This is a genomic window from Vibrio sp. AK197 (assembly GCF_053903115.1).
Window position 1 is genome coordinate 1869123 of record NZ_CP096430.1, and the last position, 12661, is coordinate 1881783.

11 protein-coding genes and 1 other annotated feature are annotated in these 12661 nt (G+C 46.5%); of the genes, 5 read left to right on the plus strand and 6 right to left on the minus strand.

Annotated features, from left to right (window positions below):
* Positions 1 to 12 precede the first annotated feature (12 nt).
* Positions 13 to 843 (plus strand): DUF2797 domain-containing protein, encoded by an 831-nt coding sequence (locus M1D72_RS15800; protein WP_456295810.1) that lies wholly within the window; start codon positions 13 to 15, stop codon positions 841 to 843.
* Positions 844 to 895: 52 nt separating this feature from the next.
* On the opposite strand, the gene M1D72_RS15805 is transcribed toward M1D72_RS15800, so the two are convergent.
* From M1D72_RS15805 to M1D72_RS15815, 3 genes are all read right to left on the minus strand, one after another.
* The gene (locus tag M1D72_RS15805) at positions 896 to 2662 is read right to left on the minus strand and encodes a SulP family inorganic anion transporter (protein ID WP_456295811.1); all 1767 of its coding nucleotides are present in this window, start codon (positions 2660 to 2662) and stop codon (positions 896 to 898) included.
* 250 nt (positions 2663 to 2912) lie between these two features.
* Complete coding sequence (locus M1D72_RS15810) at positions 2913 to 4145, minus strand: cysteine desulfurase-like protein (protein ID WP_456295812.1); 1233 nt, start codon at positions 4143 to 4145, stop codon at positions 2913 to 2915.
* Positions 4129 to 4785 carry a 2OG-Fe dioxygenase family protein gene (locus M1D72_RS15815; RefSeq protein ID WP_456297412.1) on the minus strand — a complete coding sequence of 219 codons (657 nt, stop codon included), beginning with the start codon at positions 4783 to 4785 and terminating at the stop codon, positions 4129 to 4131. The genes M1D72_RS15810 and M1D72_RS15815 overlap by 17 nt, the downstream gene beginning before the upstream one ends.
* Positions 4786 to 5185: 400 nt before the next feature.
* On the opposite strand from M1D72_RS15815, the gene trxB reads away from it, so the two are divergent.
* The 3 genes from trxB (at position 5186) to cydC (ending at position 9758) form a co-directional block, all read left to right on the plus strand.
* Positions 5186 to 6145 carry a thioredoxin-disulfide reductase gene (gene trxB / locus M1D72_RS15820; RefSeq protein ID WP_390189530.1) on the plus strand — a complete coding sequence of 320 codons (960 nt, stop codon included), beginning with the start codon at positions 5186 to 5188 and terminating at the stop codon, positions 6143 to 6145.
* Between the two features lie 114 nt (positions 6146 to 6259).
* Positions 6260 to 8041, plus strand: coding sequence for a heme ABC transporter permease/ATP-binding protein CydD (gene cydD / locus M1D72_RS15825; protein ID WP_456295813.1), 1782 nt, complete (start codon positions 6260 to 6262; stop codon positions 8039 to 8041).
* Positions 8034 to 9758 carry a heme ABC transporter ATP-binding protein/permease CydC gene (cydC, locus tag M1D72_RS15830; RefSeq protein WP_456295814.1) on the plus strand — a complete coding sequence of 575 codons (1725 nt, stop codon included), beginning with the start codon at positions 8034 to 8036 and terminating at the stop codon, positions 9756 to 9758. Before cydD ends, cydC begins: the two co-directional genes overlap by 8 nt.
* Positions 9759 to 9807: 49 nt before the next feature.
* Here the strand turns inward: cydC and rluB are convergent, their stop codons facing one another.
* The 3 genes from rluB to rnm form a co-directional block, all read right to left on the minus strand.
* Positions 9808 to 10701, minus strand: a complete 894-nt coding sequence (gene rluB / locus M1D72_RS15835; protein WP_456295815.1) for a 23S rRNA pseudouridine(2605) synthase RluB — start codon at positions 10699 to 10701, stop codon at positions 9808 to 9810.
* A gap of 130 nt (positions 10702 to 10831) precedes the next feature.
* Entirely contained in the window at positions 10832 to 11452 is a 621-nt protein-coding gene (locus M1D72_RS15840) for an L-threonylcarbamoyladenylate synthase (protein WP_456295816.1), read from the minus strand.
* A gap of 35 nt (positions 11453 to 11487) precedes the next feature.
* A complete protein-coding gene (rnm, locus tag M1D72_RS15845; protein WP_456295817.1) occupies positions 11488 to 12345 on the minus strand; it encodes an RNase RNM in 858 nt (285 codons plus the stop codon).
* An 85-nt stretch (positions 12346 to 12430) separates the two neighbouring features.
* Between rnm and M1D72_RS15850 the strand changes: the two genes are divergently transcribed.
* Complete coding sequence (locus M1D72_RS15850; protein ID WP_390189523.1) at positions 12431 to 12541, plus strand: Trp operon leader peptide; 111 nt, start codon at positions 12431 to 12433, stop codon at positions 12539 to 12541.
* Positions 12488 to 12590, plus strand: a sequence feature (Trp leader region). (Overlaps the previous gene by 54 nt.)
* The last annotated feature ends 71 nt before the right edge of the window (positions 12591 to 12661 follow it).

Consider the following 12661-nt stretch of genomic DNA (forward strand, 5'->3'; position numbering starts at 1 on the left):
GAGAGCAATGTCATGTCTTTACTTGCAACTGGTACGCTTAGCAAAATGAAAGCGTCCCTGGAAGGTACCGTTCATTATCGCCTACCTGTGGGGGAGCAACTGATCGATCTTAATCCATTTATTGGTCACACCCTCACCCTAACTCACACGGGCAATATCTTTTGCAGTTCATGTGGAAAGAAAACAAAGAAGAGTTATTCTCAAGGGCACTGTTTTGTCTGCATGAAAAAGCTCGCAAGCTGCGACATGTGCATCATGAAACCAGAAACATGCCATTATGACCAAGGCACCTGCCGCGAGCCTCAATGGGGTGAAGAGAACTGCATGGTCGATCACTACGTGTATCTGTCTAACACCTCCAGTCTCAAAGTCGGCATCACTCGACATACGCAAATTCCAACCCGTTGGATTGATCAAGGCGCCACGCAAGGCATGCCGATTTTTAAAGTCAAAACGCGCTATATTTCTGGCCTGCTGGAAGTGGAATTAGCCAAACACATTGCCGATAAAACTAACTGGCGTACGTTGTTAAAAGGCGATGGAGAACCTCTGCCATTGGAAGATCAGTTCGCGCAATTATTGCCATTGGTGGAAGACACCATTCAGGATTTAAGAACGCGATTTGGTGAAGATGCGGTCGAAGTGCTTTCCAGTGATATTACCGCGATTGCTTACCCCGTTGAGCAACATCCAGTTAAAATCAGCTCGCATAACTTTGATAAAAATCCCGAGGTAACGGGCACACTCCAAGGGATTAAAGGTCAATATTTGATCTTTGATACTGGGGTGATTAACGTGCGTAAATTTACGTCCTACGAAGTGGAAGTCAGTACGACGGCATAACGACGTTTCAAAGCCATACCTCATTCAAGCGTATGGCTTTTCTAAACCCTGACTAAGCGATATTCGTAACCCCTTTACTGCCCTCCCGTTCATCATCTTGCTTTTTCACCTCTGGAACTTGTCCTTCCTCAACGGCTTGCTGATAAACACCGCTCAGTTTAATCGCCAGATACAGATCGGCACGTAGCACCACCCCGCCATCGCCAACCGCAACACCGCCTAATTCACACCATTGACGTAAGCTGCGTTTACGGCCTGCCAAAATGAGGCGAATACCTCTTTTTTTAAGCACACTTTGAATATCAGCCAAGGTTGCCATCACACTCAGATCAAGATGGGTAAAACTGGCGACGGCATCGATAATAATACAATCAATATGTTGGTCGGTTATTTCACTATTATCGAGAACTCGACGTTTAAAATATGGCGCATTGAAATAGGTAAGCGGAGAATTGAAGCGATAAATCAATAACCCGGGGATAGGCTTCGATTTACCACTGCCATCGAGAGTGCGAATCGTCCCTTTATCATCTAATCCCAAAATTTGTTCACTCGGGCGCATCACCACGCGCAAGAATTGGAATAACCCCAACAATACCGCGAGTGTAATCCCAGGAATAACACCGATGACGAGTACCGCCACCAGCGTGATTGTCGCTAAAGAGAACGCATCTTTGTCCCGTTTTCGTAACGCCCATACTCCTTTAAGGTCGAGCAATGAAATCGAGGCAACAATTAATACCACGCCCAACGCCGCAGTCGGAATATATTGCAGCGGTTCATAAATAAATATCGCAATTAGCGCAATGATCAGCGCAGCCAAAATAGACACCAACTGCGACTTTCCACCATTCGCATCATTAACTGCGGTACGAGAATCTGCACCACTGATTGCAAAGCCCTGAGAAAAGGCGGATGCGATGTTTGCCACGCCTAACGCGTGAAACTCTTTATCTGCATCGATATCATAGCCATTTTTTGCCGCGAAGCTGCGTGCGGTCAACATCATACTGACAAAACTCACGACGGCTAAGTTAAGGGCTGGCATAACAAGTTCTCGCGCATCGCCCAAATTAAACACTGGCGTTTGAAATGCCGGTAATCCACCTTGAATCACACCGACGACTCGAACATCGCATTGCTCTAAGTTCAACGCCCAGACAAACCCGCCGGCAACAATAATTGCGATCATTGCCGAAGGCAGAGCGGGTCGATAGCGTTTGATGCCTAAATACGTCGCAGCCGTCATTAGGCTAATCAGTAATGTCTGCCAATGGATATCGAGTAATAAACGTGGCGCCTCATAAAGACGTTCGAGTAAGTCTTGATTTTCGAATTTAAGACCGAGTACTTTTGCAAACTGCCCAACAACAATCGTCAGCGCAACACCATTCAGTAAACCAAGTAAAATCGGCCGGGAGAGAAAATCAGCAAATACGCCTAACTTAAAGCGACTTGCCAGTATGCACCATCCGCCTGTCATCGCCGTCATGGTCATGACCAACTGCCAATGTTTTGCTGGATCTCCCGCAGCCAAAGGAGACACGACTGCAGCAATCACCGCACACGTCGCGGCATCAGGGCCCACAATCAACTGCCGAGATGTGCCAAACACGGCATACACTATCATCGGTAACACACAAGAATACAGGCCGACAATTGCAGAAACCCCTGTAAGCTGGGCGTAAGCAATCGCAACAGGTAAGGCGACGGCAACTACTGAAAGCGCTGCACGTGCATCATCCACAAGCCACTCACGCTGATAGTGCTTTAATTGATAAAGCCCGGGCAACCAAGATGTGATAGAGATAGATTTCAATATCGTATCCTTCGAAAACAAACTCAGTCATCAGCCTAGGGCAACACATGCAGGCTAATTGGCTGATTTAAAAATAAATAAAGTGCTTGCTGTAACTATAAAACACATTTTTAAGCTCAGGGGGAGAAACTCACCATTGAGGCTGAGACAATGATCCAATCTACAAAAAATCCCTTGATTTTTATCAAGGGATTCAATGCTTAGGTTCATGGATTCACGTTATATATCGACATGACGTAAACAAGGGAAATCACCGTAATCGCGCACGCAGTAAACCGATTAATGCATCAATCTCTTGTTGGGTGTTGTAGTGCATGAAACCAATGCGCAGCACCCCCCCTCGCGTCTCAAGGCCAAGTTGTCTGACCAAACCTAGCGCGTAAAAATGCCCATTCCAAACACAGATATTATGCTCGCCCAGCCATTTCGCTACGTCTTGTGGTTCATGCTGATCAAACCGAAGGGCAAAGGTCGGTGTGCGTAGGCTGCCATCTGCCGTGTCTCTTCCGTAAAGCGTCACGCCAGGCAATAAACGCAGCTGCGTTAAGAAATATTCGCTCAGTGCCTGTTCATGACGATGCGTCTGACCGTAACTGTGTACAAGGCGTTGACGCAAGCTGTCTTTAGGGTCTCCCCATTGAGCAAGATAGTCGATGGCCGCAACCACTCCCGCAAGCGCTTCAAAATTTTGCGTCCCGGTTTCAAAGCGGCCAGGACCGACCTCAGGCGCTGGCTCAACTTTATAAGGCTCGAGCGTGTTTAGCCATTGTGGAGCGATATATGCGATACCAAGATGAGGGCCGAAAAATTTATAGGCAGAACACACTAGAAAGTCACAACCTAGTGTTTGAACATCAATAATATTGTGCGGCGCAAAATGCACCGCATCCACATACACTTTGGCGCCGACTGCATGCGCTGCTTCGACCACTTGTTGAATATCTACCACTGATCCAGTGGTATTTGACGCCATTGTCACGGCGACGAGTTTGGTATTGGCATTAATTAAAGAACGTAGATGCGCCATATCCAACGAACAATCGTCGCTGTCGAGTCGCGCTTGATGAACCACAGCCCCTTTATCCTGAGCAGCCTGTTGCCAGCTTGAAACATTTGCATAGTGATCAAGGTTAGTGACGACGATCTCGTCACCGAACTGCCAATCACGACTGATCGCTCGGCTAAGCTGAAACGTCAGCGATGTCATATTGGCACCAAACACGATGTTGTCGCGGCTTGGTGCATTAACCAGAGCTTGGGCTGACGCTCGCGCACGTTGCATGAGTTCTGTCGTAATTTGACTTGAGAAATAATGCCCGCCTAGGTTTGCATTATAACGTCCTAAATATGCGGTCATCGCCTCTAATACTTGGCTGGGAACTTGCGAACCACCAGGGCCATCAAAAAAAATGACCGGCTGATCATTATGAGTTTGAGAAAGCGCGGAGAATTGTGCTCTTACTCGTTCAGGAGTGAAACTCATTCTCTTGATCCTTTGCGGTTAAAACAAACAAGTCCATGTACCCTTCTTGATTCTGATGAATAGAACGTATCGGACAGGCGTTGTGCCATAGTTTGGTATCAGCCACCATCGCCACTTCTCCGTTATTGAGCACTTTGCGATAAAACGGCGCTTGATGATCATCTTCGTATAGCATGATTTCGCCGCCGACAATATTTTGTCTGTCGATACCAATCAATGCGATATGATCAAAGCCGTCTTGGTGAACACCTTCAGGGGCAACCTGAGTTTCATCGTAGATTGCGGTGATTCGAATTTGATGAATCTCAATCTCTTGTCCATCCGGTAATTCGTTGGCTTCCATAAATAAACCGCACATTTCGCGCATACCGTCACTCTGTAGCGTTGAAGAGAGTATCGGTTCAAAATAACGAATAACATTACCTTGAAAATGATTGATATCATCAGTTTGCACAAAATCATGCTTGTTTTCCTCAATCACTTTTCCTTGGTCATAACGTACAACGGAGTAGCGCCGTAATCGGTACTTGCCATCAGCATGTTCAGTATGAGGCAAATTGGCAAAGGACGGAGAAAGTTGCTGCAATGCTTGTTGGCTAAGCTGCGTAATGTGTAGGGTATTTTCATGTGTATGTAACATCATCGACTCCTTAATGATCATACAACTGACTTATTTTTAGTTAACATTTTATTTACATTCAAGATTACGCATTTATCTCGTTAATTCAAATTTCGCAGTTCACAAAATGGCAAAAACAAACAAATAAGGATGATTAAACTTAATATAAACCAATTAGCAGATTAAACAGCCAAATAGAAACTTACCAACATTTTAAAACCAGTATGCTGTGCTACAAACACCCTTTATTTGTCTCTAAAACAGCAAATTAGGTACTTATTTCGCCAACTAAAATTTATGTTCTAATCTATAACATTTTGTTCCTCTGTTCGTGAGCACAAGGCTTTTACTGGCTACCCTCTTCCTTTACAATCGGCTCAGAGAAAGATAATGACTAACGCACCACGCGAATGGAGCACGAATGAGCGACGTAAAACACTGTAACTTACTAATTCTTGGTTCAGGCCCTGCTGGCTATACAGCAGCGGTTTACGCAGCACGCGCAAACTTAAACCCTGTACTAGTAACGGGTATGCAGCAAGGCGGCCAGTTGACCACCACAACTGAAGTTGAGAACTGGCCTGGCGATCCTGAAGGGTTAACAGGGCCCGGCCTGATGGAGCGTATGAAAGAGCACGCAGAACGCTTTGAAACCGAAATTGTGTTTGATCATATCAATGAAGTGAATCTCTCTGAGCGCCCATTTCGTCTTAAAGGCGACAGTGCTGAATACACTTGTGATGCACTCATCATCTCGACTGGCGCGTCGGCAAAATATCTTGGTTTAGAGTCTGAAGAGTCATTCAAAGGACGCGGCGTATCAGCGTGTGCGACCTGTGACGGATTTTTCTATCGTAACCAAAAAGTGGCCGTTGTTGGCGGTGGTAATACTGCCGTGGAAGAAGCACTTTATCTTTCAAACATCGCTTCTGAAGTCCACCTGATTCACCGTCGTGACACTTTCCGCGCAGAAAAAATCCTTATCGATCGCCTCATGGATAAAGTGCAAAATGGTAATATTATTTTGCACACTGACCGTACTCTTGAAGAAGTGGTTGGCGATGAGATGGGTGTGACGGGTGTCAAAGTCAAAGATGTGAACTCTGGCGCGATTGAAGAGTTCGACGTTATGGGGACATTTATTGCCATCGGTCATCAACCAAATACCGGCATTTTTGAAGGCCAATTGGATATGAAAGATGGCTACATCCTTGTCAACTCAGGCTTAAATGGCAATGCAACCCAAACCAGCATCGAAGGTGTATTTGCTGCAGGTGACGTTATGGATCACAACTATCGTCAAGCAATTACCTCTGCAGGAACAGGTTGTATGGCGGCGCTTGATGCTGAACGTTACCTCGATGGTTTAGCGTCAAAATAATCCTTGTTCGCCAAGCATCATCAAAACGATCTAGCCCAGCGGGTATTCCCGCTGGGCTTTCTTTTGTATAATGCCTCGCTCATCAGCCATAACAATTATCAATAAGCCTTCAAAATGGATAAGAAAAAACGCAAAAGCTTGAATCTGTGGCTTAAGCAGCAGAGTAAGCTAGCAAAGCGCTGGCTCATGCTCGCTATTGGCTTAGGGGTTTTATCAAGCTTGTTTTTGCTTGGTCAAGCCGCGCTACTAGCTTCAATTCTTCATCAAGTAATCATCGAACAAGTCGACAAGTACCAGTTACTTCCTCAATTTTTTGGTTTAATCGCCATCATTCTCGCTCGAGCCTTATGCTCATGGGGACGTGAAATCGCCGGCTTCCATTGCGGAAAAGAAATTCGCCTGTATATTCGCGAACAGATTCTTCATAAACTGCGCGAGCTTGGCCCGGCCTATATCAAAGGCAAACCCGCCGGTGCTTGGGCAACGCTGCTATTAGAGCAAGTTGAAGAAATGCACGACTTTTTCGCGAAATATTTACCGCAAATGTCGTTATCCGTACTGATTCCATTCGTCATTCTCGTGGTTGTTTTTCCTGTAAACTGGGCGGCTGGATTGATCTTTTTATTCACGGCCCCGCTCGTGCCACTGTTTATGGCTTTTGTCGGTATGAAAGCGGCTGACGCGAATAAAAAGAACTTTAAAGCTTTGCAGCGTTTATCGGGACACTTTTACGATCGCTTACAATCGATGACCACCATTCGTCTGTTTGACCAAACGCAAGCGGAAACCGATGTGATGAAAAGCGCATCTGAAGTTTTCCGTAGCCGGACGATGGACGTGTTACGTATTGCGTTTCTATCCTCCGCTGTTCTTGAGTTTTTCACTTCAATTTCTATCGCGATTACCGCCGTTTATTTTGGTTTTAGCTTTATTGGAGAGCTCGACTTCGGCTATTACGGAGCCGGTGTGACGTTATTTGCCGGGCTGTTTATTTTAATTCTGGCACCAGAGTTCTACCAACCACTGCGTGACTTAGGTACTTATTATCATGCAAAACAACAGGCTATCGGTTCAGCCGAAAGCATCGTTGAATTCCTAAATCAGGATGTCAGTAAAGTACGCTCAGGCACTGAACAAGTGAAGGGAGATACGGTCACCATTGAAGCCAAGGATTTGGAAGTGTTTAGCGCTGAAGGTGATAAACTTGCTGGACCACTATCCTTTGTTATCCATGCCGCCCAAACCACCGCGCTAGTAGGCCCGAGCGGTGCCGGAAAAACCAGCTTGATTAATGCCCTTCTCGGCTTCCTTCCCTATCAAGGTAGCCTAAAAATTAACGGTATTGAACGCTCCCAACTCGACTTAACTCAATGGCGACAGCATATTAGCTGGGTAGGACAAAATCCGCTGCTGCTTCACGGCAGTATTCGTGACAATATCACCATGGGTAAGCAAAACATCAGTGATGAACATATCGCTAAAGTGTTGAAAGATGCCTATGCAGATGAATTCGTTGATAATCATGGCCTTGACTACGCTGTTTCTGATCGTTCTGGCGGCCTTTCTGTTGGGCAAGCCCAGCGTCTCGCTCTTGCCCGTGCAATGCTGCAGAACGGCGCATTTTGGCTATTAGATGAACCGACAGCCAGTTTAGACGCTCGAAGTGAACGACTCGTCATGGCCGGACTCACCGAGCAAATTCAAGGACGCACCACTTTAATGGTGACTCACCAACTGAGCCCGCTTAAAGATGTCGAGCAAATTTTGGTCATGAGCCAAGGTAGCATTGTGCAGCAAGGTGGATTTGAAACACTTTCTAAACAGTCGGGCTTATTCCAAGACATGCTGCATTCAAGTCACCGTCAGCAAACAGACAAGGGGAACCTCGATGCGTGATTTACTCCCTTATTTAAAACTCTATAAAAAACATTGGTTTGGTTTAACTCTTGGCATGGTACTCGCCTTATTAACCCTATTTGCATCGATTGGCCTACTTACGCTTTCAGGTTGGTTCTTATCGGCTGCGGCAGTGGCTGCGTTAAGCGTCGCTCGTGAAACCTTCAACTATATGTTGCCGGGTGCGTTCGTTCGTGGGTTTGCTATGGGCAGAACTGCAGGTCGCTGGGGAGAACGCGTGGTAAGCCACAATGCGACCTTTAAACTGTTGACCGACCTGCGTATTTTCTTTTTTCAAAAATTGGCGCCGTTAATTCCAGGGCGAGTATCTGGCATTCGTGATGCGGATCTTCTCAATCGCCTTATTGCGGATATTGATGCAATGGATCATGTCTATTTACGACTGATAAGCCCAATTATCGTCGGCACCTTAGGCATTATCGGGTTAACTGGGTTTGTCGCTTGGTTTGATCTTAAGTTAGGGCTAACCTTAGGTGGTATCTTGTTGTTTATGCTCTTAACTTGGCCGGTGCTGTTTTACAAACTCGGTAAGAATAACGGTCGAGAGCTCACAGAAAACCGCGCCCATTTTCGAATTACCGCGCTCGATTGGTTGCAAGGCCATACCGAACTTACGCTGTTTGGCGCAGAACCTAAGTATCGTCAAGCCATTGATGATGCACAGGAGAAGCTGCTAAAGAATCAGTATATCAATGCGCATTTCGGTGGTTTAGCCCAAGGTTTACTTATGTTGGTTAACGGCTGGACATTAGTTCTGGTGATGTGGTTAGCCGCTGATGGCGTTGGCGGCCAACAGCCCGATCCGTTTGTCGCGATGATGGCCTTCGCCACCATGGCAAGTTTTGAACTCTTGATGCCCATTGCAGGCGCTTTCCAGTACTTAGGGCAAACCCTCACGTCTGCACGACGCCTAAATGAGGTGATTCTGTCAGAACCTGAGGTTCAGTTCCCAACAGAGCCTGTTGCACACAGTGGTGAATACAGCATTGAATTTAGTGATGTAAGCTTTCGCTACGACGCGCAACAACCAGCCGTCCTTGACCATATCGATCTCACCATTGCTGCGCAGCAAAAAGTCGCAATTCTTGGTCAAACAGGCTCAGGAAAATCCACCTTAATGCAGTTGCTGACGCGCTACTGGGATCCACAACACGGCGAAATCCGTCTTGCTGGTAAACCTCTGACTCAATGGAGCGAAAGTCAATTACGTCAGGCCATCAGTGTGGTCAGCCAACGCGTTGATATTCTCAATGGCACACTGCGAGACAATCTATTAATGGCCAAGCCACAAGCGAATGATGCCGAACTAACGTCAATACTGACACAAGTCGGATTAGAAAAACTGCTTGAACAACCTGGGTTAGATGCTTGGTTGGGTGACGGTGGCAGACAGTTATCGGGCGGTGAAAAGCGCCGTATTGGGATCGCACGAGCACTGTTACATAATGCACCAATTTTGCTGCTTGATGAGCCTACGGAGGGTCTGGATAAGCAGACAGAGCAGCAGATAATGACGTTGTTTGAGCAGCACTTTGTGGGTAAAACCGTGCTGTTTATTACCCATCGTTTAGTCAACCTTGAGCAGATGGATGCAATTTGCTTAATTGAACAAGGTGAAATCGTTGAGTTTGGAAGTCATCAAACATTGACTGAGCAGCAAGGACGGTACTATCAGCTCACTCAAACACTGGCATAACAGCAAAAAGCCCGCATTAAGCGGGCTTTTTTATTAAACATGAATCATCTTAACGGCGACGTTTCGTGTTGGCTCGGCCTTTAGGAGGATTGGTAATTCGCTCTTCATGACGCTTCACGGCGCGGCGAATTTTTTGGCTCTTAGAGCGCTCACGTTTACGTGAAGTATTGGCTTTATTGGTATCCAAAAGCGTCTCTTTCTCTGGACGCAACTCAACCAAATCACGCAGGTAGTTGACGTCTTTAAGACTAAGCTCCATCCATCCACCACGTGGTAATTTCTTATCGAGGAAAATATCCCCGTAACGAACACGTTTTAGACGGCTTACGGTACAATCTTGCGATTCCCATAAGCGACGAACTTCGCGGTTACGACCTTCATTGATGACTACGTAGAAAGTGTGGTTCATCCCCTCACCGCCCGCGTAAACAACATCTTCAAAGCGCGCTAAACCGTCTTCCAATTCAACGCCGCGAACCAGATTACGAACTTTTTGTTCATCCACTTCACCAAATACTCGAACCAAATATTCACGTTCGACTTGGCGGCTTGGGTGCATAAGGCGGTTAGCTAATTCACCATCGGTGGTAAACAGCAAAAGACCGGACGTGTTCGCATCTAAGCGACCCACAGAGATCCAGCGAGAGCCTTTAATTTTAGGTAGGCGGTCAAAAACAGTGCGACGACCTTCTGGGTCGTGACGGGTACAAAGCTCGCCCTCAGGTTTGTAGTACGCGAGGACACGGCAGATCACTTCTTCTTGCGCTTTGACAGACACAGTATGACCGTCAATACGAACGATCGCGCTATCATCTTCTAAGCGTTCGCCCAATTTAGCGACCACACCATTGACGCTCACGCGTCCGGCTTTGATAAGCGCTTCCAGTTCACGGCGAGAGCCATGACCAGCACGTGCTAATACCTTCTGTAACTTTTCGTTCATTGATTTACTATTTACCTATATGTCGTCTTCTCAGACGTCGTTGCATGCCGAAAAATGGCGTTAATTGGCGACTGCAATTTCGCAGCCGAGTAGTATGCCAAATTTTGGGCGCAAAAGCACCACCTTTCCGCTATTCAAATACGCTTGGATCACCAGCACCAAGACGCGCAATCACGGGCTCACCCTCACTGAAATCCACCACTGTGGTTGGCTGTTCACCTAGGTATCCGCCGTTCAAGATCACATCAACCGCGTGTTCCAACTTATCACGAATATCCTCAGGATCAGACTCAGTAATATCACTCCCCGGCAAAATGAGTGAGGTTGACATCAGCGGCTCTCCAAGCGCTTCTAACAAGTCCAAGGCAATACGATTATCAGGCACACGAATACCTATCGTTTTACGTTTTGCATTCATCAAACGTCTCGGCACTTCTTTCGTTCCTTTAAAGATAAAGGTATAAGCGCCAGGCGTATGGTTTTTCAGTAAACGAAATGCAGTATTGTCAACCCGAGCATAAAGAGAAAGCTCAGATAAATCACGGCACAACAGCGTGAAGTTGTGTTTTTCGTCTAAACGACGAATCTGACAAATACGCTCTAGCGCGTGTTTGTTTTCAAGCTGACATCCAAGTGCATAACCGGAGTCAGTCGGATAAACAACAACACCGCCGTTTCGAATGATCGCAACCGCTTGGTTGATCAAGCGAGCCTGAGGGTTCTCTGGGTGAACATAAAAAAACTGGCTCATGGTAGTTCCTCATTATTGAGTCTCACGACTCTACATTAATCCAATTGCGCGCTAGGGTGTGGGAAAGACCAATCTTTCCAAACTGGTTCCACCCCCGCAGGCAGCCATAAATTCCGCCCCAGCTCCATCCATGGTGAGGGATAATGAAAGTCGCTGCCTTGCGACGCTAATAGTTTGTATTGTATAGCATAATCAGCAAGGTTGCGCCTTTCTTGTTGAGCTTGTTGTGGTTGAGCGACTTCCATCGCATCCCCACCCGCTTCCACAAATGCAGCGAGCAGCCTTTTTAACCATTTTGCGGTCAAGTTATAACGTCCCGGATGCGCGAGCACCGCTTGCCCTCCCGCTTGATGAATGGCCTCGATGGCTTCTTGCATTGAACACCAGTTAGGTGGCACATAGCCTGGATTATTGCGCGTTAAGTATTTCTTAAATACCTGCTGCATGGTTTTTGCGTATTCATTTTCCACTAACCACTTAGCAAAATGGGCACGCGTAATCGGCGCCTCGCCAGCGATGGCCTGAACTTCCTCAAAAACGCCCTCGCGCGTCACTTTTTGCAATCGGTGCGCGATCAATTCTGCACGTTCTTGACGATAGCGTTTTTGCGCTTCAATACGCTGTTGAAGCACCTCACTATTGGGGTCAATATTTAGCCCAACGATATGAATGTCCTTATTTTGCCATACGGTCGACATTTCAATACCGTTAATCAGTTGGATAGGCAGGAGATTGGCATCAATATACGCCTTAGCAGGCGCAAGTGCATCCGTATTATCGTGGTCGGTGATCGCCAGTACTTCGATGTCAAAACTTAATGCTCGATCGATGAGCTGTGGCGGCGTTAGCCGACCGTCTGAAGCGGTGGTATGACTGTGTAAATCTATTCTCATGATATTTTTAATTTAAGGCTTGACTTCGGCGTCATGAACTAGTTAACTAGTACACAAATACGATTCATCGAAACTAGGGTTCACCATGTTACAAGAATTTAACCACAATCAGAAAGCGAAACCGCTAAATTCGTCTTCAGAACTGAATTGGTGGCGCACTTGGACACAGTCTTGGTGGGCTACCGTGTACTTCTAAGTAACACCTCGTTTCTACGAAGCCCGCTCACTCTAGCGGGCTTTTTTGTTTCTCCACAGCCACATGACAATCATAAATCTGACGATTTGCTGATTTGGATCCTTCCCATATTATGCAACT